18 protein-coding genes are annotated in these 21,573 nt (G+C 57.0%); 15 read left to right on the top strand and 3 right to left on the bottom strand.

The annotated features are described in order from the left end of the window. Positions 1-36: 36 nt before the first annotated feature. The 11 genes from AC1ME2_RS16075 (at position 37) to AC1ME2_RS16025 (ending at position 14,242) form a co-directional block, all read left to right on the top strand. A complete protein-coding gene (locus tag AC1ME2_RS16075) occupies positions 37-2,832 on the top strand; it encodes an LPS-assembly protein LptD (RefSeq protein ID WP_480435214.1) in 2,796 nt (931 codons plus the stop codon). Further along, a complete protein-coding gene (locus tag AC1ME2_RS16070; RefSeq protein ID WP_480435212.1) occupies positions 2,813-4,153 on the top strand; it encodes a peptidylprolyl isomerase in 1,341 nt (446 codons plus the stop codon). Before AC1ME2_RS16075 ends, AC1ME2_RS16070 begins: the two co-directional genes overlap by 20 nt. Continuing rightward, complete coding sequence (pdxA, locus tag AC1ME2_RS16065) at positions 4,150-5,139, top strand: 4-hydroxythreonine-4-phosphate dehydrogenase PdxA (RefSeq protein ID WP_480435210.1); 990 nt, start codon at positions 4,150-4,152, stop codon at positions 5,137-5,139. Before AC1ME2_RS16070 ends, pdxA begins: the two co-directional genes overlap by 4 nt. Next, entirely contained in the window at positions 5,136-5,942 is an 807-nt protein-coding gene (gene rsmA / locus AC1ME2_RS16060) for a 16S rRNA (adenine(1518)-N(6)/adenine(1519)-N(6))-dimethyltransferase RsmA (RefSeq protein WP_480435208.1), read from the top strand. Before pdxA ends, rsmA begins: the two co-directional genes overlap by 4 nt. A 142-nt stretch (positions 5,943-6,084) precedes the next feature. Further along, the gene (gene apaG / locus AC1ME2_RS16055; protein WP_480435206.1) at positions 6,085-6,465 is read left to right on the top strand and encodes a Co2+/Mg2+ efflux protein ApaG; all 381 of its coding nucleotides are present in this window, start codon (positions 6,085-6,087) and stop codon (positions 6,463-6,465) included. Continuing rightward, positions 6,465-7,346: a symmetrical bis(5'-nucleosyl)-tetraphosphatase gene (locus tag AC1ME2_RS16050; RefSeq protein ID WP_480435204.1), complete on the top strand. Its 882-nt coding sequence runs from the start codon at positions 6,465-6,467 to the stop codon at positions 7,344-7,346. The genes apaG and AC1ME2_RS16050 overlap by 1 nt, the downstream gene beginning before the upstream one ends. A 34-nt stretch (positions 7,347-7,380) precedes the next feature. Next, entirely contained in the window at positions 7,381-7,710 is a 330-nt protein-coding gene (glpE, locus tag AC1ME2_RS16045; protein WP_480435202.1) for a thiosulfate sulfurtransferase GlpE, read from the top strand. A 279-nt stretch (positions 7,711-7,989) separates the two neighbouring features. Next, on the top strand, positions 7,990-9,912 hold the full coding sequence (locus tag AC1ME2_RS16040; RefSeq protein WP_480435200.1) for a PrkA family serine protein kinase: 1,923 nt from the start codon (positions 7,990-7,992) through the stop codon (positions 9,910-9,912). A gap of 191 nt (positions 9,913-10,103) precedes the next feature. Beyond that, complete coding sequence (locus tag AC1ME2_RS16035) at positions 10,104-11,375, top strand: YeaH/YhbH family protein (protein WP_480435198.1); 1,272 nt, start codon at positions 10,104-10,106, stop codon at positions 11,373-11,375. Further along, a complete protein-coding gene (locus tag AC1ME2_RS16030) occupies positions 11,372-12,934 on the top strand; it encodes a SpoVR family protein (RefSeq protein ID WP_480435196.1) in 1,563 nt (520 codons plus the stop codon). Before AC1ME2_RS16035 ends, AC1ME2_RS16030 begins: the two co-directional genes overlap by 4 nt. 78 nt (positions 12,935-13,012) lie before the next feature. Then, complete coding sequence (locus tag AC1ME2_RS16025; RefSeq protein WP_480435194.1) at positions 13,013-14,242, top strand: multifunctional CCA addition/repair protein; 1,230 nt, start codon at positions 13,013-13,015, stop codon at positions 14,240-14,242. A gap of 68 nt (positions 14,243-14,310) precedes the next feature. On the opposite strand, the gene folK is transcribed toward AC1ME2_RS16025, so the two are convergent. Together folK and folB are read right to left on the bottom strand one after the other, a co-directional pair. After that, the gene (gene folK, locus AC1ME2_RS16020) at positions 14,311-14,847 is read right to left on the bottom strand and encodes a 2-amino-4-hydroxy-6-hydroxymethyldihydropteridine diphosphokinase (protein ID WP_480435192.1); all 537 of its coding nucleotides are present in this window, start codon (positions 14,845-14,847) and stop codon (positions 14,311-14,313) included. After that, positions 14,838-15,191 carry a dihydroneopterin aldolase gene (folB, locus tag AC1ME2_RS16015; RefSeq protein ID WP_480435190.1) on the bottom strand — a complete coding sequence of 118 codons (354 nt, stop codon included), beginning with the start codon at positions 15,189-15,191 and terminating at the stop codon, positions 14,838-14,840. The genes folK and folB overlap by 10 nt, the downstream gene beginning before the upstream one ends. A 74-nt stretch (positions 15,192-15,265) precedes the next feature. Between folB and plsY the strand changes: the two genes are divergently transcribed. Beyond that, complete coding sequence (plsY, locus tag AC1ME2_RS16010) at positions 15,266-15,835, top strand: glycerol-3-phosphate 1-O-acyltransferase PlsY (protein WP_480435188.1); 570 nt, start codon at positions 15,266-15,268, stop codon at positions 15,833-15,835. 34 nt (positions 15,836-15,869) lie between these two features. Here plsY and tsaD read toward each other — a convergent pair whose 3' ends face one another. Further along, the gene (gene tsaD / locus AC1ME2_RS16005) at positions 15,870-16,895 is read right to left on the bottom strand and encodes a tRNA (adenosine(37)-N6)-threonylcarbamoyltransferase complex transferase subunit TsaD (RefSeq protein WP_480435186.1); all 1,026 of its coding nucleotides are present in this window, start codon (positions 16,893-16,895) and stop codon (positions 15,870-15,872) included. 187 nt (positions 16,896-17,082) lie between these two features. On the opposite strand from tsaD, the gene rpsU reads away from it, so the two are divergent. The 3 genes from rpsU to rpoD all read left to right on the top strand — a co-directional run bounded on the left by rpsU (position 17,083) and on the right by rpoD (position 21,554). Further along, complete coding sequence (gene rpsU, locus AC1ME2_RS16000; protein WP_002551877.1) at positions 17,083-17,298, top strand: 30S ribosomal protein S21; 216 nt, start codon at positions 17,083-17,085, stop codon at positions 17,296-17,298. A gap of 385 nt (positions 17,299-17,683) precedes the next feature. Further along, on the top strand, positions 17,684-19,633 hold the full coding sequence (gene dnaG, locus AC1ME2_RS15995) for a DNA primase (protein ID WP_480435184.1): 1,950 nt from the start codon (positions 17,684-17,686) through the stop codon (positions 19,631-19,633). 67 nt (positions 19,634-19,700) lie between these two features. Further along, positions 19,701-21,554: an RNA polymerase sigma factor RpoD gene (gene rpoD, locus AC1ME2_RS15990; RefSeq protein WP_480435182.1), complete on the top strand. Its 1,854-nt coding sequence runs from the start codon at positions 19,701-19,703 to the stop codon at positions 21,552-21,554. Positions 21,555-21,573: the final 19 nt, after the last annotated feature.

Raw genomic sequence — 21,573 nt, 5'->3', positions numbered from 1 at the left:
CGGGCAGATGGCGCGCAGGAAGCCCGGACTAATAAGATGGCATTGAAATCCCCCGCGTTTCGTAAAAAATTTCCGTTGCTCGTAACCGGCAGTTTGCTGGCGATGCAACCCCTAGCCACTCAATTCGTGGTTGCCGCGGAACAGTATGACTGCTCAGTCTCTGCTTCGGGCAACTGGGATTGCGCGCCGAAAGTCGACGCGACTCAACTGCCGCCGCGGCCCGTGCATAGCACGGACGCTGTCAGTTCGAATGGCCAAAGCGCTTCGGACAGCGGCTCCAATGGCGGCGAAAAAGCCCCCACACTGGTTACCGAGGCCAAAGGCCGAGTCCTGAAGTCGCGCAGTGCTGACTACAGTCACCTGGATTGGGTTCCGCGGGAGAAACTGACTGCGGCTCAATTGGCTGAAACCGGCCCTTATTGCTCGGGCACCTACGTCGAGCCGATCCGTCCTGGCATGGATGACAAGACGAAGATAGCCGACGCGCCGATGTTCGTCGGTGCCAAGGCCTCTCGTTACCAGCAGGAAGAACAGGTCGCAACCTTGGCCGGTGACGTTGTATTGCGTCAGGGCAGCATGCAGGTTGAGGCTGAAGAAGCCAGCCTGCATCAAGCAGAAAACCGTGGCGAGCTCAATGGCAACGTCCGTCTGCGCCAAAATGGCGCCTTGATCGTGGGCGATCACGCCGATCTGCAAATCGATACTGGCGAAGCCAAAGTCGACAACGCCGAATACGTGATGCAAAAGTCCCATATTCGCGGCAGCGCTCTGTACGCCAAGCGTGGCGAGAACGCGATCATTCGACTCAAGGACGGCACCTACACCACGTGCGAACCCAGCAGCAACGCATGGGAATTGAAGGGAAATAACATCACCCTTAACCCGGCCACCGGTTTCGGTACCGCGACCAACGCCACGCTACGGGTCAAAGACATACCGATTTTCTACACCCCGTACATCTATTTCCCGATCGACGATCGTCGCCAGTCAGGCTTCTTGCCACCGACTATCGCCAGCGGTAGCAAAACCGGCTTGATGCTGGTCACACCGTATTACTTCAACCTGGCACCGAACTACGATGCCACGTTGTACCCGCGTTACATGAGCAAACGCGGCTTGTTGATGGAAGGCGAGTTCCGCTACCTGACCCAAACATCCGAAGGCCAGTTCGGCGGCGCGTACCTCAACGACACCGACAACGAGCGCGCCCTGCAGACTGACGCCAAAGACACGCGCTGGATGATCAACTGGCAGCACAAGGGCGGTCTGGATTCGCGCCTGATGACTCAGGTCGACTACACCGACATCAGCGACCCCTATTACTTCCAGGATCTGGAATCCGATCAGATCGGTATTCAGAGACACGACTTTGTCAACCAGCAAGGTTCCCTGACCTGGCGCGGCGATAACTACACCGCACGTTTCAATATGCAGGCGTTCCAGCTGGCGACTGTTGCAGACATCACGCCGTACAATCGCCTGCCGCAAATCACCTTCAACGGTGCGCTGCCATATCATCCGGGCGGGTTGAAATTCTCTTACGAAACCGAGGCAGTGCGTTTTGATCGGGATCTGAAAACTGGCAATTTTGTTGACCAGTATGGCAATGCCACTCCACAGCTCGACACAAACGTTACGGGCCTTGCGCGCGCAAATGGCGATCGTCTCAATCTCGCACCGGCTATCAGTTTGCCGCTGAACTGGACGTATGGCTTTGTCAAGCCGACACTCAAATACGTTTACACCCAGTACGACCTGAGTCTTGATAACCAAGGCAAAGACGAACTCGTGTCGACGGCAAACTTAACCTCTCCGACTCGAGAGACGTTCAACAGTTCGCAGGAACGCGCGGTACCTATATTCAGTGTCGACAGCGGCCTGTACTTCGACAGAAATACCGAGTGGTTCGGCAAAAACTACCGTCAGACGTTAGAACCGCGCCTGTTTTACCTCTACGTGCCCGATAAAGATCAGAACGACATTCCGATTTTCGACTCCGGCGAATCCACGTTCAACTATGCCTCGCTGTTCCGCGACAACCGTTTCGTGGGCTCCGACCGCATTGGCGACGAGAACAAGCTGTCCTTGGGCATTACCAACCGCTGGATCGAAGACAACGGTTTCGAACGCCAACGCTTCAGCATTGGTCAGGCAATGTACTTCGCGGATCGCAAGGTGCAACTGCCAGGCATCGAGTACCAGACCCGTGCTGATGCAACGGCCAGCGTCTCGCCTTACGCACTGGAATACGAATACCACTTCAACCGCGACTGGCGCGCATCGTCCGACTTCAACTGGGATCCGGACAGCCGCAAAACCCGTTCTGGCAGCGCGATGATGCACTATCAGCCTGAAGACAGTCCCGGCACGATTATCAACGCCGGTTACCGCTACCGTAATGACCTGGTGCGCTATGACCAGACCACCGGTAAGTGGAGCGTTGGCGGTGGCGATTACGGCACACCAGGCACACCAGGCTTCGTGAAGGATTACTACAAAATCCAGCAACACGACTTCTCGATCATCTGGCCTATTGTGCCGCAGTGGAGCGCAATCAGCCGCTGGCAGTACGACTACAATCGCAACCGCACTCTCGAAGCCTTCGGTGGCTTTGAATATGACAACTGCTGCTGGAAGGTACGCCTGATTAGCCGCTACTGGGTGAACTATGACGAAGTCAGCCAACTAGCGCCTCAGAACGAACAGGGCGACCACGGCATTTTCTTACAAGTTGTGTTGAAGGGACTTGGTGGTGTTACTGGCGCCAAAGTTGACTCCTTCCTCAACAAAGGCATTCAGGGTTATCAAGAACGTGAAGACAAAGCTTTCTAACTGTCTGCGCCCGCTTATGTTGGGCGCGCTACTCCTGGGCACCGCAGCGCACGCTGAGGTGCGGCCCCTCGACAAGGTCGTGGCCATCGTCGATAGCGACGTGATCATGCAGAGCCAACTGGACCAGCGGGTTCACGAGGTGCAGCAGACCATCGCCAAGCGTGGCGCTGGTGTGCCGCCTACGAGCGTGCTGGACCAGCAAGTGCTCGAACGCCTGATCGTAGAAAATATTCAGCTGCAAATTGGTGATCGCTCCGGTATCCGGATCACCGACGAAGAGCTGAATCAGGCCATTGGCACCATTGCCCAGCGCAACAACATGAGCCTGGATCAGTTCCGCGCCGCGCTGGCCCATGACGGCTTGTCCTATACCGACGCCCGTGAACAGGTCCGCAGGGAAATGATCATCAGCCGGGTGCGTCAGCGCCGGGTTCAGGAGCGTATTCAGGTGTCGGAACAGGAAGTGAAGAACTTCCTCGCCTCCGACATGGGCAAGATGGAACTGTCCGAGGAATACCACCTGGCCAACATCTTGATCGCCACCCCCGACAGCTCGTCCTCAACGGCGATCCAGGCGGCGGCGACTCAGGCCAAGGAGATCTACGACCAGCTCAAGAAAGGCGCGGACTTTGGTCAGATGGCGATTGCCAAGTCCAAAAGCGAGAATGCGCTGGACGGCGGTGACATGGGCTGGCGTAAAGCCGCTCAGTTACCACCACTCTTCGCCGACATGCTCGGCGCCCTGCCCATCGGCGGCATAACTGCACCTGCCCGCACGCCCGGAGGCTTCGTTATTCTGAAGCTATTGGAAAAACGTGGCGGCCAGGCTCAAGCGCAGATGCGTGACGAAGTGCATGTGCGCCACATTCTGATCAAACCAAGCGAAATCCGCAGCGAAGATGAAACACATCGTCTGGCTCAGCGCTTGTATGAGCGAATCAAGGATGGCGAAGACTTCGGCGAACTGGCGAAAAGCTTCTCTGAGGATCCGGGTTCAGCACTCAACGGTGGCGACCTGAACTGGGTCGATCCGAACTCTCTGGTACCGGAGTTCCGCGAAGTCATGGCCAATACGCCTACTGGTGAACTGTCCAAACCGTTCAAAAGTCCTTACGGCTGGCATGTACTGGAAGTCCTTGGCCGTCGTGCCACTGACAGCACCGGTCAAGCCCGCGATCAGCAAGCGCTGACTGTGCTGCGCAACCGTAAATACGATGAAGAGCTGCAAACCTGGCTGCGTCAGATCCGCGACGAAGCCTACGTTGAGATCAAGCTCCCTGCCGCCGACCAGACCGGCCAAGCTGGTCAGGCTGTGCCGTGAAGCCACAGCGCTTTGCCCTGACACCCGGCGAGCCGGCCGGTATAGGTCCTGACCTGTGCCTGCTGCTCGCCTCGCAGCTTCAGCCGCACCCCCTGATTGCCATTACCAGCCGTGACCTGCTCGTCGAGCGGGCCGCACTGCTGGGCGTCGCCGTCAACCTGCTGCTGGTGACGCCCGATGCCTGGCCAGACCTGCCCGCCCCCGCTGGCAGCCTGTATGTCTGGGACACGCCCTTGCAAGCCGCCGTGACAGCCGGCCAGCTGGACAAGGCGAATGCCGCCTTTGTCCTGCAGACCCTGACACGTGCCGGACAGGGCTGTATCGATGGCGATTTTGCCGGGATGATTACTGCACCTGTACACAAGGGCGTGATCAACGAATCAGGCATCGCCTTTTCAGGTCATACCGAATTTCTCGCCGAGCTGACTCAGACCGAACAGGTCGTGATGATGCTTGCTACCGGCGACCTGCGCGTGGCACTGGTGACCACTCACCTGCCGCTGCGTCAGGTAGCCGATGCGATCACGCCAGAGCGGTTGGAGCGCGTCACGCGGATCCTGCATGCCGATCTGGTCAACAAGTTTGGCATTGCTCAGCCATGTATTCTGGTCTGCGGGCTTAACCCCCATGCCGGAGAGGGTGGACATCTGGGCCGCGAAGAAATCGACATCATTGAACCTACTCTGGAGCGCCTGCGCAGTGAGGGCCTGGATTTACGCGGCCCGCTGCCTGCCGACACTCTGTTTACCCCCAAATATCTGGAGCACTGCGATGCAGTGCTGGCGATGTACCACGACCAGGGCCTGCCTGTACTGAAGTACAAAGGTTTCGGCGCCGCCGTCAATGTGACGCTGGGCTTGCCAATCATCCGCACGTCCGTGGATCACGGCACCGCGCTGGATCTGGCTGGCAGCGGCAAGATCGACACCGGCAGCCTGCAGGTCGCCCTGGAAACCGCCTACCAGATGGCCGAGACGCATTCATGACCGAGCAATTCCAACACCGGGCGCGCAAGCGTTTCGGGCAAAACTTCCTGCACGACGCAGGCGTGATCGATAAAATCCTGCGCGCTATTCGGGCCCGTCCGGAAGATCGTTTGCTGGAAATCGGCCCGGGCCAAGGCGCCCTGACCGAAGGCCTGCTCAACAGCAACGCACAACTGGATGTGGTTGAGCTGGACAAGGACCTGATCCCGATTCTCATGCATCAGTTCGGCAGCAAGCCCAACTTCCATCTGCATCAGGGCGACGCACTGAAGTTCGACTTCACCAGCCTGAACCCGGCGCCGAACAGCCTGAGGGTGGTCGGCAACCTGCCTTACAACATCTCCACGCCGTTGATTTTCCATCTGTTGCAGAACGCCAATCTGATCCGCGACATGCACTTCATGCTGCAAAAGGAAGTGGTCCAGCGTCTCGCCGCCGGCCCTGGCGGTGGTGATTATGGTCGCCTGTCGATCATGGTTCAGTACCACTGCCGAGTTGAACACCTGTTCAACGTGGGGCCCGGTGCGTTCAACCCACCACCTAAAGTCGATTCGGCCATTGTCCGCCTGGTGCCACACGAAGTCTTGCCGCACCCGGCCAAGGATCATCGCCTGCTCGAACGCGTCGTACGCGAAGCATTCAATCAACGCCGCAAGACCCTGCGCAATACGCTCAAGGCCTTGCTTAGCAGCGAAGAGATTACTGCCGCCGGCGTCGATGGCAGTCTGCGCCCTGAACAACTGGACCTTGCAGCCTTTGTCCGCCTGGCGGACAAACTGAGCGAACAACCCAGCGCCGAGTAGAGATGCCGGGGCATCTCGGAGGTAAACACGCCATTGCAGCCACACAGACTGCAGAGCGTTGGTTTTTTACCTCCCAAATGCCCTAGACTGAATTCACCGGTATTGTCCGGCTTTCTCCGCTTTTGCTTTCAAGGCCTCTTGCATGTCCGATCCCCGTTATAAGGTCGACGTCAGCGTCGCCACGCGCTTTCTCGCAGAACAGTCGCTACCCGAGCAGAACCGTTTCGCTTTCGCGTACACCGTCACTGTGCACAACAGCGGCGAACTGCCAGCCAGACTGCTCTCCCGGCATTGGGTGATCACCGACGGTGACGGCCATGTCGAGGAAGTGCGAGGTGATGGCGTGGTGGGCCAGCAACCGCTGATCTTGGCCGGGCAAAGCCATACTTACAGCAGCGGCACGGTCATGACGACGAAAGTCGGCACCATGCAGGGTAGCTATCAAATGCTTGCCGAAGACGGCAAACGCTTTGACGCCGTGATTGTCCCCTTCCGTCTGGCAGTGCCCGGAGCCCTGCACTGATGGCGGTGTATGCCGTTGGCGACGTGCAAGGCTGCCTGGAGCCCTTGCAATGCCTGCTCGAACATGTCGCCTTCGATCCGAGCAAAGACCGTCTGTGGTTGGTAGGGGACCTGGTCAATCGTGGCCCGCAATCACTTGAAACCCTGCGTTTTTTGTATGGTATTCGTGATTCTCTGGTTTGCGTTTTGGGTAACCATGACCTGCATTTGCTCGCTGCATCACGCAATATCGAGCGCCTCAGGAAAAACGACACCCTTCGCGAAGTGCTTGATGCACCTGATTGCGGCGACCTACTTGAATGGCTACGCCAGCAAAAGCTCATGCATTACGACGAGGAACGCAATATCGCCATGGTGCATGCCGGCATTCCACCTCAGTGGACGCTGAAAAAAGCGCTCAAGTGCGCCAGCGAAGTCGAAGAAGCACTGCGTGACGACAACCTGATCGAGCCTTTCCTTGATGGCATGTACGGCAATGAACCTGCCCAGTGGGACAAAGACCTGCGCGGCGTGACGCGACTACGGGTGATCACCAACTATTTCACACGCATGCGTTTCTGCACCCGCGACGGCAAGCTCGACCTCAAAGGCAAGGAAGGCGTAGACACCGCCCTCCCCGGCTACGCCCCATGGTTCAGTTATAGCGAGCGCAAGACCAAAGGCCTGAAAATCATCTTCGGCCACTGGGCGGCCCTTGAGGGCAAATGCAACGAACCCGATATGTTCGCCCTCGACACCGGCTGTGTCTGGGGTGGCGCAATGGTTCTGCTCAACGTTGACAGCGGCGAACTGCACCGTTGTGATTGCGATAAAAAGGGCTTGGCCCGCACCAACCCCGTTTCAATTGCGCGTGCCGGGTCGCAAGCTGCCACCAAGCATTAGCATCCATTTTTCAACCCAACCAGGAGCCCAGTCCATGACCGAGTTCAAACGCATCCCACCCGTGCAAGCACACTCCCTGCGCGAACAAGGCGCCGTGCTGGTCGACGTACGCGACCCACAGACATTCGCGGCACAGCATATCCCTGGCTCGCACCATCTGGACAACCACTCCATCGTCGATTTCATTGCCAAGGCTGATCTGGACAAACCGCTGGTGGTGGTCTGCTATCACGGTAACTCCAGCCAAAGCGCCGCAGCCTACCTTGTGAGCCAAGGTTTCTCGGACGTTTACAGCCTGGATGGCGGGTTCGAGCTATGGCGCAACACCTATCCGGAAGAAACCGCACAAGGCACCCCAGAATAATTTTTTCACACAGGCCGATCCCGCGTCCTGCGCGGGCTTGAGCCCAAAACTGACGAACGGTCAGACAGACTTATTGCTCATCCCTTCTTTCTCTTTCCGATTCCGAACTATCCTTAGCCCTAGGCCATCCAAATCAGGGGAGAGCCGGTACACCGGCGCGCGGGTCATCGGAAGTAACTTTATGGTGTTCTGGGGGGTAAACAGCAGTTGGATTTCAGCTGCATGCCAGCATCGACTGACGATCCGTCGCCGGCTCCACGTATCGAGCGAGGTGACGTCATGAGTATTTTTAGCCACTTCCAACAACGCTTTGAATCGACACGCCAGGAAGAGTTCTCGCTACAGGAGTACCTGGATCTCTGCAAAAGTGACCGTAGCGCCTATGCCTCTGCCGCAGAACGTCTTCTGCTGGCCATTGGTGAGCCCGAGCTGCTCGATACGTCGGCCAACTCACGGTTATCCCGAATTTTCTCCAACAAGGTGATCCGCCGTTACCCGGCGTTCGAAGACTTCCATGGCATGGAAGAATGCATCGATCAGATCGTTTCCTACTTCCGGCATGCCGCTCAGGGCCTGGAGGAGAAGAAACAAATCCTCTATCTGCTGGGCCCTGTAGGTGGCGGTAAATCGTCGCTGGCTGAAAAGCTCAAACAGCTGATCGAAAAAGTGCCCTTCTACGCCATCAAAGGCTCACCCGTTTTCGAATCGCCACTCGGCCTGTTCAATGCGACTGAGGACGGTGCGATTCTCGAGGAAGACTTCGGCATCCCGAGGCGCTACCTCAACACCATCATGTCGCCTTGGGCGACCAAACGTCTGGCTGAATTCGGGGGTGACATCAGTCAGTTCCGCGTGGTCAAGCTGTACCCATCGGTCCTCAACCAGATCGCCGTGGCGAAAACCGAACCAGGGGACGAGAACAACCAGGACATTTCAGCGCTGGTGGGCAAGGTCGATATCCGCAAGCTGGAAGAATTCCCACAGAACGACGCTGATGCCTATAGCTACTCCGGGGCACTCTGCCGGGCCAACCAAGGCCTGATGGAGTTCGTCGAAATGTTCAAGGCGCCCATCAAGGTCTTGCACCCATTGCTCACCGCCACTCAGGAAGGTAACTACAACAGTACCGAGGGTTTGGGCTCGATCCCGTTCACCGGCATCCTGCTGGCTCACTCCAACGAATCGGAATGGCACAGCTTCCGCAACAACAAAAACAACGAAGCCTTCATCGACCGAATCTACATTGTCAAAGTGCCGTACTGCTTGCGGGTCAGCGATGAGATCAAAATCTACGACAAGCTGCTCTTCAATAGTTCCTTGGCCAAGGCTCACTGCGCGCCTGACACCATGAAAATGCTGGCTCAGTTCACCGTGCTGTCACGCCTCAAAGAGCCCGAAAACTCGAATATCTACTCGAAGATGCGGGTGTATGACGGCGAAAACCTCAAAGACACCGACCCTAAAGCCAAATCCATTCAAGAGTACCGTGACAACGCGGGTGTAGATGAGGGCATGAACGGCCTGTCCACACGTTTCGCGTTCAAGATCCTGTCGAAAGTCTTCAACTTCGACCCGCATGAAATCGCCGCCAACCCGGTTCACCTGCTGTACGTGCTCGAACAACAGATCGAGCAGGAGCAATTTCCGGCGGAAACCCGCGAACGTTATCTGCGCTTCATCAAGGAGTATCTGGCGCCGCGTTACATCGAGTTCATCGGCAAGGAAATCCAGACCGCCTACCTTGAGTCCTACAGCGAATATGGCCAGAACATCTTCGACCGTTATGTGCTTTACGCAGACTTCTGGATTCAGGATCAGGAATACCGCGATCCCGAAACAGGCGAAATCCTCAACCGTGTCGCGCTGAATGAGGAACTGGAAAAAATCGAAAAACCGGCTGGCATCAGTAATCCAAAGGATTTCCGCAACGAAATCGTCAACTTCGTATTACGTGCACGGGCCAACAATAACGGCAAAAACCCAACCTGGCTCAGCTACGAGAAGCTGCGGGTGGTTATCGAGAAGAAAATGTTCTCGAACACTGAGGACCTGCTGCCGGTCATCAGTTTCAACGCCAAAGCCAGTAAAGAGGATCAGCAAAAACACAACGACTTCGTCACACGGATGGTCGAGCGTGGTTACACCGACAAACAGGTACGACTGCTGTCCGAGTGGTATCTGCGGGTCAGAAAATCACAGTAACCCGCTGCCGGGTACACCGGTTGTCGTTAGCAGAGAGCCTGTGCCAGCATTTTCTGCTACACAGGCTCCAAGAGGTTGTTTTAGAAATCGACAGCGAGGCTCAGACAGAGCAAAGGTGGCGTTCACCTGTCACATTGCTCTAACCGTCATGCCAGCCCGCCATTTTTCAAGACAGCTTCGAAGGAGCAGTCATGAGTTATGTGATCGACCGACGTCTCAATGGCAAGAACAAGAGCACGGTAAACCGCCAGCGTTTCCTGCGGCGTTACCGTGACCACATCAAAAAAGCAGTAGAAGAGGCTGTCAGCCGCCGATCCATTACCGATATGGAGCATGGCGAGCAGATCAGTATTCCCGGTCGCGATATCGATGAACCGGTACTTCATCATGGTCGCGGCGGCAAACAGACCGTCGTTCATCCTGGCAATAAGGAATTCACCACCGGCGAACATATCGCCCGCCCACAAGGAGGGGGGGGCGGAAAAGGCCCGGGCAAGGCCAGTAATTCCGGCGAGGGTATGGATGAGTTCGTCTTCCAGATTACCCAGGAAGAATTTCTGGAGTTCATGTTCGAAGACCTCGAGTTGCCCAACCTGGTCAAACGCAACCTGACGGGCACCGACACCTACAAGACCGTACGCGCGGGAATCAGCAACGAGGGCAATCCTTCACGGATCAATATCATCCGTACCCTGCGTTCAGCCCACGCACGACGCATTGCGCTGTCCGGCAGCAGTCGGGCAAAACTGCGCGAAGCTATCAGCGAACTTGAGCGCATGAAGCGCGAAGAACCTGACAATTTCGGCGATATTCAGGCGCTGGAGACCGAAATTGAACGACTCAACGCCCGCATTCATCGGGTGCCCTACCTGGACACCTTCGACCTCAAATACAACCTGTTGGTCAAGCAACCCAACCCCAGCTCCAAAGCGGTGATGTTTTGCCTGATGGACGTCTCCGGCTCTATGACCCAGGCGACCAAGGACATCGCCAAGCGCTTTTTCATCCTGCTGTATCTGTTCCTCAAGCGTAACTACGACAAAATCGACGTCGTGTTCATTCGACATCACACCAGCGCCCGCGAAGTCGACGAGGAGGAATTCTTCTACTCCCGGGAAACTGGCGGCACCATCGTTTCCAGCGCGCTGAAACTGATGCAGGAGATCATGGCCGAGCGTTACCCAACCAACGAGTGGAACATTTACGCGGCGCAGGCTTCGGACGGCGATAACTGGAACGATGACTCACCGATCTGCCGCGACATCCTGATCAAGCAGATCATGCCTTTCGTGCAGTACTACACTTATGTGGAAATCACCCCACGCGAACATCAAGCATTGTGGTTTGAATACGAGCGCATCCGCGAAGCGTTCGCCGATACGTTTGCCCAGCAACAGCTGGTCTCTGCCGGTGATATCTATCCGGTATTCCGTGAACTCTTCCAGCGCAGGTTAGCCACATGACCGCTAGAGAGCAGAAGCGCCAACCCCTGTCCACGGGTTCAGAGTGGACCTTCGAACTGATCCAGGCCTATGACCGGGAAATCGGCCGTATCGCCAAGCGTTACGCCCTGGATACCTACCCCAACCAGATCGAGGTGATCACCGCCGAGCAGATGATGGACGCCTATGCATCCGTCGGCATGCCGCTGGGTTATCACCATTGGTCCTACGGCAAACACTTCCTCAGCACTGAAAAATCCTACAGCCGCGGCCAGATGGGCCTGGCCTATGAAATCGTCATCAACTCCGACCCCTGCATTGCTTACCTGATGGAAGAAAACACCATCTGTATGCAGGCGCTGGTGGTGGCGCATGCCTGCTACGGGCACAACAGCTTCTTCAAAGGCAATTACCTGTTCCGTACCTGGACGGATGCCAGCTCGATCATCGATTACCTTGTGTTCGCCAAGCAGTACATCATGCAGTGCGAAGAACGCCATGGCATCGACGCGGTGGAGGATCTGCTCGACTCTTGCCACGCGCTAATGAACTATGGCGTCGACCGCTACAAACGTCCCTACCCGATTTCTGCCGAAGAAGAACGCCGCCGGCAGAAAGACCGTGAAGAACACCTGCAGAAGCAGATCAACGATCTGTGGCGGACCATTCCAAAAGGCGCGGATAAAAACAGCGACAAGGACAACGCTCGCTTTCCCTCCGAGCCACAGGAAAACATCCTGTACTTCATCGAAAAACATGCGCCGCTGCTGGAGCCCTGGCAGCGAGAAGTGGTGCGGATTGTGCGCAAGATTGCGCAGTACTTTTACCCGCAACGCCAGACGCAGGTGATGAATGAAGGCTGGGCGACCTTCTGGCACTACACCTTGATGAACGATCTCTACGATGAAGGCCTGGTGACAGAGGGCTTCATGATGGAGTTCCTGACATCGCACACCAGCGTCATCTACCAGCCGGGGTTTGACAGCCCGTATTACAGCGGCATCAACCCCTACACCCTGGGGTTCGCCATGTACCGGGATATCCGGCGGATTTGCGAGCACCCCACCGACGAAGACCGCCACTGGTTCCCGGACATCGCAGGCAGCGACTGGCTGGCCACTATCAAGTTCGCCATGAGCAGCTTCAAGGACGAGAGTTTCATCCTGCAGTACCTGTCGCCCAAGGTGATTCGCGACCTGAAACTGTTCAGCATCATGGACGACGATCAAAAGGACGATCTGCTCGTACCCGCCATCCATGACGAACCGGGGTACAAGACCATTCGGGAAACACTGGCTGCGCAGTACAACCTGGGCAACCGCGAGCCTAACGTTCAGATCTACAGCATCGACCGCCGTGGCGACCGCTCCCTGACCCTGCGCCACCAACAGCACGATCGCAAACCGCTGGGAGAGTCCACTGACGAAGTACTCAAGCACCTGCACCGCCTATGGGGCTTCGATATTCATCTGGAGACGCTGCAAGGCGATCAGATCATGAAAACCCACCACGTCCCCCCGAAAGGAGATCATGCCGACAGTGAATATCCCCGGCTCGATTTGGCGGTCATTCACCTCTAAGTGGTAGCAGCCGTTTTTGGTTTTAACCTCCGTGAGCACGACGCAAAGGTTATTCTGTCGGGCTTACGGAGGTTTTTTATGCAGATTTATAAAGTGGGTGGTGCAGTACGTGATCGCCTCTTGGGCAAGCGCGTCGCCGATATCGATTGGGTGGTAGTGGGCGCGACCACCGACGAAATGCTCAGCCAGGGTTTTCGCCCGGTGGGCATTGATTTCCCCGTGTTCCTGCACCCGAAAACCGGTGAGGAATATGCCCTCGCCCGGACTGAACGCAAGAGCGGCAGAGGCTATGGCGGCTTCACCTTCCACGCCAGCCCCGAGGTCACGCTCGAAGAGGATTTGATTCGCCGCGACCTTACGATCAATGCGATTGCCGAGGATAAGCAGGGTCAGTTGACCGACCCCTTTCATGGCCAAGAAGACCTTAAATCACGAATTTTACGGCATGTTTCCCCGGCGTTTGCCGAAGATCCTTTGCGCGTACTGCGTGTCGCTCGCTTCGCCGCACGTTATGCACCGGACGGTTTCAGCATCGCGCCAGAGACGATGACACTGATGCAACAGCTCAGCGAGTCCGGCGAGTTGGAGGCGCTGACCCCAGAGCGCAGCTGGAAAGAAATCTCCCGCGCACTGATGGAAAACCAGCCGCAGGTATTCATTCAGGTCCTGCGCGAGTGCGGCGCACTCAAGGTGTTGTTTCCGGAAGTGGATGCGCTGTTCGGCGTGCCGCAGCCCGCAGCGCACCATCCGGAAATCGACACCGGCCTGCACGTACTCAGCGTCCTTGAGCAGGCTGCCATCCATCAACAGCCGCTGAGCGTGCGCTGGGCGTGCCTGCTGCATGATTTGGGCAAAGGCCTGACCCCAGAGAGCGAATGGCCGCAACACATCGCACACGAGCACACAGGCCTGCGCCTGATCAAAGCAGTGAATGCACGTTTCAAGGTTCCTCGGGATTGTCAGGAGCTGGCAATGCTGGTCGGCCAGTACCACACCCACGGGCATCGGGCGCTGGAGCTAAAAGCATCCACGTTGTTTGATCTGCTGCAAAACTTCGATATTTACCGTCGACCACAACGTTTCGAAGAGTTTATCGCGGCGTGCGAGATGGATGCCCGAGGTCGCTTGGGCCTGGAGCAGCGCGATTACCCGCAGGCCGATTACTTGCGAGGCGCCGCCAACGCAGCACGAACCGTGGCGGTACAGCCGTTACGGGATCAGGGCTTCGAAGGGCCGGAGCTGGGCGAAGCGTTGAAGCGTGAGCGCCTGAAGGCGGTGCACGTTTACAAGGCAACGTATAGCGATTGAGACCTGCGGTGGCAGGGCCAAGGCCTTCGCGGATTTATCCGCGAAGGCGGCCTGTCAGACGCCATAACCTATTGCCGGGGATGAGTGCTTAACAGGGCCTCAGAGGTCAACTGCCTGCCTCGCCACTCAAACGCCACAGGCGCCAGGACCTGATCGATCTGCGCGTCTTGCCACAAATCCTTGAAGGTTCTGTTCACGCCAGGATGCAGCCGCTCCAGCGCAATCAACGACAGCGGCCACAATACGAACGCATTCTTCAGGATTTCCGCACGCGGCAGAATCAAACCATCGAAATTACCAACCTGCTCGCCATAGAGCAGTACGTCGATGTCCAACGGCAAACCCCGACGCTCCGGAGCATAGCGACCGTTGTCCGCTTCGATGAATTTCAATCGACGGTCCAGCTCCATCAGCGGCAGATCGGTATACCCCGTCACCACCAGATTAAAAAACGGTCCGCTTTTGATGCCCACCGGCTGGCTTTCGAATACCGGCGAACAGGTCATTTCCTGCAAGAATCCATCGAGCGCTTCAAGCCCTGCATGCAGGTGCGTTTCGCGCTCGATATTGCTGCCGAGGCCTAGATATATCTGGGTTAGCGACATCCGCGCTCGATCTCCACGCCTACACCAGCCGCCGCCGCAACGGCGCCTGGCTTGGTCAGTTTGAGGTGCAGCCAGGGGATCTGGAATTCACTCATCAACACCTCAGCCAAACGCTCGGCAAACGTTTCGACCAACTGGAATTCAGCTTGTTCGGCAAATGCCTGAATCCGTGTCGAAACGCTAGCGTAGTCGAGTGCCTTGCTCAGGTCATCGCCCGCCGCGGCGGGTCGATTGTCCCAGGCAAAGCTCAGGTCAAGACGCAAGCACTGGCGAATGCCACGCTCCCAGTCATAGGCGCCGATAACGGTATCGACTTCCAGACCCTCGATAAAAACTCTGTCCAAGCACTTTTCTCCGCTGCACGACAAGGGCGCGATGCGCCGTTAGAATCAGGGCGTCCTCACCCGGAATGGTTAGCATGTTTTGGTTACTGGCGATCCTCGCCTACCTGCTCGGCTCGCTGTCCTTTGCGATTCTACTCAGCCGCCTCACTGGCAGCCCTGACCCGCGAGCCAGCGGTTCCGGCAACGCTGGCGCGACAAACATGTTGCGCCTGGCGGGCAAGAAGCTCGCCGTTCTAACCCTGATCGGCGACGTTTGCAAAAGCCTGCTGCCGGTTCTGACCGCCAATCTGCTTGGCCTCGATCCTCAACAGCAAGCCTGGGTAGGGCTTTGCGCGGTCCTGGGTCATTTGTTTCCGGTGTACTTTCGCTTCCGTGGCGGCAAGGGTGTTGCCACAGCGGCAGGCATGCTGTTGGGCCTGTTCCCGCCCGCTGCCGCGCTGGCTATCTGCGCCTGGCTGCTGGTGTTCTACCTGACCCGCACCAGCTCGCTCGCGGCGCTGATCGCCACCCCTCTGACCCTGCCATTACTGGCGTGGCAGGAGCCTCAAGCGCTACTGCCAATGAGCATCCTCACCCTATTGATCGTGTGGCGCCATCGCGGCAATTTACGCGACCTGTTTGCCGGGCGCGAACGGCATTTTTGAATCATCGTCATGAACGTGACTCAAGCAGACGCCGTTACAGACCCGTCAACTGCTCCATCGGCCAGCGCGCACGCACGCTGATACTCAAATCCTCTTTCTGCCCCGCCTGCAAACGCTGACAGCCGGCAAACGCGATCATCGCGCCGTTATCCGTACAGAACTCGGGGCGCGCATAAAAAACGCTGCCATGCAGTTCGCCAAGCATTTTTTCCAGCGACAGGCGCAACGCCTTATTGGCACTGACGCCACCCGCAATGACCAGACGCTTGAGGCCGGTCTGTTTGAGGGCGCGCTTGCACTTGATGGTCAAAGTCTCTACCACCGCATGCTGGAAGGCCAGAGAGATGTCGCAACGGGTTTGCTCACCGTCGTCTCCAGCACGCTGGCACTGATGCCACGTGTTCAAGGCAGAGGTTTTCAAGCCACTGAAACTGAATGCCAGACCAGGTCGGTCGGTCATCGGCCGCGGAAAAACGAAACGGCCTGCAACGCCTTGGCTGGCCAGATGCGCAATCTCCGGACCACCCGGATAATTCAGGCCCATCATTTTCGCAGTCTTGTCGAACGCCTCACCCGCCGCGTCATCGAGCGTCTCGCCCAGCAGTTGATAAAGACCGATCCCATCGACCCTAACCAACTGCGTATGGCCGCCGGAAACCAACAAAGCGACGAACGGGAATTCCGGAGGATTTTCTTCGAGCATCGGCGCCAAAAGATGCCCTTCCATGTGGTGCACGCCCAAGGCCGGAATGCCCCAGGCAAAGGCCAGCGCCTGAGCACAGGACGCGCCTACCAGCAACGCCCCGACCAAACCAGGGCCTGCGGTGTAGGCAATGGCGTCGATGTCGGTCGCAACACAGTGCGCTTGCGCCAGCACCTCGCGGATCAACGGCAGCATACGCTTGACGTGATCACGCGAAGCCAACTCGGGCACAACGCCGCCGTACGCGCGATGCAGGTCGATTTGACTGAACAATGCATCGGCCAGCAGGCCCCGTTCACTGTCGTAAAGTGCGACGCCGGTTTCGTCGCAGGAGGTTTCTAATCCCAGTACTAGCATGGGTTTGCGCCTTATTCGAAGGCGCGCATAATAGTCGTCACTCCAGCCCCCGACTAGCGGTTTTCGATCAGAGGCTTTGCATTCCTCTCAATGAGGGGTTAACATCCGCAACCCTTAAAAACCGACGAACTTATGTGCAGTTTTTGCACGAGTCGTTGACCCCGGTAATGAATGAAGGTAGCTCTGGATGCCAGCCGTCAAAGTTAAAGAGAACGAACCCTTCGACGTAGCTCTGCGTCGTTTCAAGCGCTCCTGCGAAAAAGCCGGTGTTTTGGCTGAAGTTCGTAGCCGCGAATTTTACGAGAAACCGACTTCGGAGCGTAAGCGTAAAGCAGCAGCTGCTGTTAAGCGTCACGCCAAGAAAGTTCAGCGCGAACAGCGCCGCGCCGTTCGTCTGTATTAATTTACAGACGTCTGTCGCAAGCTTCTGCCACGCCCGGCCCAAAAGCCGGGCTGCCGGCAGTTGTTGCACCTAAAGCCTCACGCTCCACTGACAGAGGCTGTCTAAGCCGCAGGTGCACGTCAACTGCGTCTCAGACAAACCCCATCCAAGCACGTCTAGTCTGATTCAGTTCAGGCTGCATTGATCACGTCTACACTGACGCATGAATCAACGCGCATGACGAGCACGCCTCGCTGATCTTCGAAAGAAGCTCAATCAAGGCAGCGTCTCCCAATGTCAGCTTAGTGAACGCAGTGGCCCGCGAAGGTTAATCGCGCCGGTCAATGTAGCTACGTTTCAGTTTCGCCACGATGTTGCTGGCGGGCCGCCTGATGATGAGAACGCCATGGCCGGGCTAATTCCCCAGAGCTTTATTGACGACCTTCTGAACCGCACCGACATCGTCGATGTTGTCAGCTCACGTCTGCAATTGAAGAAAACCGGGAAAAATTACAGCGCCTGCTGTCCGTTCCACAAAGAAAAAACCCCGTCGTTCAGCGTCAGCCCAGACAAACAGTTCTATTACTGTTTCGGCTGTGGCGCAGGCGGCAATGCCCTCGGCTTCATCATGGACCATGACAACCTGGATTTCCCTCTGGCTGTCGAGGAACTGGCCAAAGCCGCTGGCATGGAAGTCCCGCACGAACAAGGCGTCAAGGGCCAAAAACCCCGACAGCCGACTGACTCACCGCTGTACCCGCTGCTAACGGCAGCTGCCGAGTTTTATCGTCAAGCCCTGAAAAATCATCCGACGCGCAAATCGGCGGTGGACTATTTGAAAGGCCGAGGCCTGTCCGGCGAAATCGCCCGCGATTTCGGCCTGGGCTTTGCTCCGCCCGGCTGGGACAACCTGTATAAACACTTGAGCAGCGATACCCTGCAGCAGAAAGCCATGATCGACGCTGGCTTACTGATTGAAAACGCCGAAACCGGCAAGCGCTATGACCGTTTTCGTGACCGCGTGATGTTTCCGATCCACGACAGTCGCGGCCGGGTCATTGCATTTGGCGGTCGAGTATTGGGCGATGACAAACCCAAATACCTGAACTCGCCGGAAACACCGGTATTTCACAAAGGGCAGGAGCTCTACGGCCTTTTCGAAGCGCGCAAGCACAACCGCAACCTCGATGAAATCATCGTGGTCGAGGGCTATATGGACGTCATCGCCCTCGCCCAGCAAGGCTTGCGCAACGCCGTCGCCACGCTAGGGACCGCCACCAGCGAAGAGCACCTCAAGCGACTCTTTCGAGTAGTCCCCAACGTACTGTTTTGTTTCGACGGCGATCAGGCCGGCCGCAATGCCGCCTGGCGCGCACTGGAAGCGGCTCTGCCGAGCCTTCAGGATGGGCGACGAGCGCGCTTCCTGTTCCTGCCTGAAGGCGAAGACCCGGATACGCTGGTCCGCTCAGAAGGGACCGATGCATTCAAGGCACGGATCAACCAGCACGCACAGCCGCTGGCCGATTACTTTTTCGAGCAGCTGACCAAAGAAGCCGACCCGCGCTCGCTGGAGGGCAAGGCCCACATGGCGACCCTGGCCGCGCCGCTGATCGACAAAGTGCCGGGCGCTAATTTGCGCACCCTCATGCGTCAGCGCTTGAGCGAAATTACCGGGCTCAACAGTGAGGCCGTTCATCAGTTGGTGCAGAGCGCGCCGACCGAAGCACCACCCAGTTATGACCCGAACATAGATTACGACGCCATTCCCGACTACGCTGATTATCAGCCTCACAATGCCTATGAAGCGCAGCCGGAATGGACGCCAAAGAAAGCCGGCGGTCAAAAGAAGTGGGATAAAAAGCCCTGGGACAAGAAAGGCAAACGGCCTGACTTCGAACCGCGAGGGCCACGCACGCCGGCGACGGTTGAACCACCGACGCTGACTGCCCTACGAACACTTTTGCATCACCCGCAACTGGCCGCAAAAGTCGAAGACGCGAGCCAATTGGCTGCGGAAGATCATATTTACGCGCAGCTACTGGTTTCTCTGCTCGAAGCACTGCAGAAAAACCCCACGCTACGTTCACTTCAATTGATTGCGCGTTGGCACGGCACCGAACAAGGCCGATTGTTGCGCGCATTGGCAGAGAAAGAATGGCTGATTGAGGCCGATAACCTTGAACAACAGTTTTTCGACACTATATCTAGCTTATCCGCCCGCCAACGCGAGCGCAGTCTAGATCATCTGATCAGGAAAGAACGTCAAACAGGGTTGAGTGCGGAAGAGAAAGTCCAGCTACTCAGCCTGTTAAAACGCAAAGTTCCTGCACAAACCCCGACCTCAACTGGCGCGTGAGGTCATAGCTCGGGTATAATCCTCGGCTTGTTTTTTGCCCGCCAAGACCTTCAGTGGATAGGGTGTTATGTCCGGAAAAGCGCAACAGCAGTCTCGTATCAAAGAGTTGATCACCCTGGGTCGTGAGCAGAAGTATCTGACTTACGCAGAGGTCAACGACCACCTGCCGGAGGATATTTCAGATCCGGAACAGGTGGAAGACATCATCCGCATGATTAATGACATGGGGATTCCCGTACACGAGAGCGCCCCGGATGCGGACGCCCTTATGTTGGCCGACTCCGACACCGATGAGGCAGCCGCTGAAGAAGCGGCTGCAGCGTTGGCTGCGGTCGAAACCGACATTGGTCGCACGACTGACCCTGTGCGCATGTATATGCGCGAAATGGGCACGGTCGAGCTTCTGACCCGTGAAGGCGAAATTGAAATCGCCAAGCGTATCGAAGAGGGCATCCGTGAAGTGATGGGCGCAATTGCGCACTTCCCTGGCACGGTTGACCATATTCTCTCCGAATACACACGAGTCACGACCGAAGGCGGACGTCTTTCCGATGTTCTGAGCGGTTACATCGACCCGGATGACGGCATTGCGCCGCCAGCCGAAGTGCCGCCGCCTGTCGATCCGAAAACAGCGAAAGCTGCTGAAGGTGACGACGACGAGGAAGAGAAGGACGAAACCGCAACCGACGACGAAGAAGAAGTCGAAAGCGGCCCGGATCCGATCATTGCTCAGCAGCGCTTCGGTGCAGTTTCCGATCAAATGGAAATTGCCCGCAAGGCATTGAAAAAGCATGGTCGCGGCAGCAAGCAGGCAACTGCCGAGCTGATTGCACTGGCCGTGCTGTTCATGCCGATCAAACTGGTTCCTAAACAGTTTGAAGGCCTGGTCGAGCGTGTTCGCAGCGCACTTGAGCGCTTGCGTGCTCAGGAACGCGCCATCATGCAGCTATGCGTACGTGATGCACGTATGCCGCGCACCGATTTCCTTCGCCTGTTCCCAGGCAACGAAGTCGACGAGAGCTGGACTGATGCGCTGGCTAAAGGCAAAGGCAAATATGCTGAAGCCATTGGCCGCCTGCAACCGGATATCCAGCGCTGCCAGCAAAAGCTGATCGCGCTCGAAACCGAAACAGGTTTGAAGATTTCCGAGATCAAGGACATCAACCGTCGCATGTCGATCGGTGAGGCCAAGGCCCGCCGCGCGAAGAAAGAGATGGTTGAAGCCAACTTGCGTCTGGTGATCTCCATCGCCAAAAAGTACACCAACCGTGGCCTGCAGTTCCTCGATCTGATCCAGGAAGGCAACATCGGCTTGATGAAAGCGGTGGACAAGTTCGAATACCGTCGTGGTTACAAGTTCTCGACTTATGCCACCTGGTGGATCCGTCAAGCGATTACCCGCTCGATCGCCGACCAGGCCCGCACCATCCGTATTCCGGTGCACATGATCGAGACGATCAACAAGCTCAACCGTATTTCCCGGCAGATGTTGCAGGAAATGGGTCGCGAACCGACCCCGGAAGAGTTGGGCGAACGCATGGAAATGCCTGAGGATAAAATCCGTAAGGTATTGAAGATCGCTAAAGAGCCGATCTCCATGGAAACCCCGATCGGCGACGACGAAGATTCGCACCTGGGTGACTTCATCGAAGACTCGACTATGCAGTCGCCAATCGATGTCGCCACGGTCGAAAGCCTCAAGGAAGCCACGCGCGAAGTGCTCTCGGGCCTGACCGCTCGGGAAGCCAAGGTTCTGCGTATGCGCTTCGGCATCGACATGAATACCGACCACACGCTTGAAGAAGTCGGTAAGCAGTTTGACGTAACCCGCGAGCGGATTCGTCAGATCGAAGCCAAGGCGCTCCGCAAGTTGCGCCACCCGACGAGAAGCGAACATCTGCGTTCGTTCCTCGACGAGTAAGTAAGCACGAAACAACAAA

It is taken from the genome of Pseudomonas sp. ASL9 (assembly GCF_056680335.1).
The sequence above is the reverse complement of the archived record's forward strand: the minus strand, read 5'-3'. Positions and strand labels throughout refer to the sequence as shown.

What these genes read in the sequence shown, in the direction of transcription:
- AC1ME2_RS16040 (WP_480435200.1), top strand. Translation starts at nt 7,990, where the DNA reads ATGAGTATTTTTAGCCACTTCCAACAACGCTTTGAATCGACACGCCAG.
- folK (WP_480435192.1), bottom strand. Translation starts at nt 14,847, where the DNA reads ATGTCGCTAACCCAGATATATCTAGGCCTCGGCAGCAATATCGAGCGC.
- glpE (WP_480435202.1), top strand. Translation starts at nt 7,381, where the DNA reads ATGACCGAGTTCAAACGCATCCCACCCGTGCAAGCACACTCCCTGCGC.
- apaG (WP_480435206.1), top strand. Translation starts at nt 6,085, where the DNA reads ATGTCCGATCCCCGTTATAAGGTCGACGTCAGCGTCGCCACGCGCTTT.
- AC1ME2_RS16075 (WP_480435214.1), top strand. Translation starts at nt 37, where the DNA reads ATGGCATTGAAATCCCCCGCGTTTCGTAAAAAATTTCCGTTGCTCGTA.
- plsY (WP_480435188.1), top strand. Translation starts at nt 15,266, where the DNA reads ATGTTTTGGTTACTGGCGATCCTCGCCTACCTGCTCGGCTCGCTGTCC.
- AC1ME2_RS16030 (WP_480435196.1), top strand. Translation starts at nt 11,372, where the DNA reads ATGACCGCTAGAGAGCAGAAGCGCCAACCCCTGTCCACGGGTTCAGAG.
- rpsU (WP_002551877.1), top strand. Translation starts at nt 17,083, where the DNA reads ATGCCAGCCGTCAAAGTTAAAGAGAACGAACCCTTCGACGTAGCTCTG.
- AC1ME2_RS16050 (WP_480435204.1), top strand. Translation starts at nt 6,465, where the DNA reads ATGGCGGTGTATGCCGTTGGCGACGTGCAAGGCTGCCTGGAGCCCTTG.
- AC1ME2_RS16035 (WP_480435198.1), top strand. Translation starts at nt 10,104, where the DNA reads ATGAGTTATGTGATCGACCGACGTCTCAATGGCAAGAACAAGAGCACG.
- dnaG (WP_480435184.1), top strand. Translation starts at nt 17,684, where the DNA reads ATGGCCGGGCTAATTCCCCAGAGCTTTATTGACGACCTTCTGAACCGC.
- tsaD (WP_480435186.1), bottom strand. Translation starts at nt 16,895, where the DNA reads ATGCTAGTACTGGGATTAGAAACCTCCTGCGACGAAACCGGCGTCGCA.
- AC1ME2_RS16025 (WP_480435194.1), top strand. Translation starts at nt 13,013, where the DNA reads ATGCAGATTTATAAAGTGGGTGGTGCAGTACGTGATCGCCTCTTGGGC.
- rpoD (WP_480435182.1), top strand. Translation starts at nt 19,701, where the DNA reads ATGTCCGGAAAAGCGCAACAGCAGTCTCGTATCAAAGAGTTGATCACC.
- rsmA (WP_480435208.1), top strand. Translation starts at nt 5,136, where the DNA reads ATGACCGAGCAATTCCAACACCGGGCGCGCAAGCGTTTCGGGCAAAAC.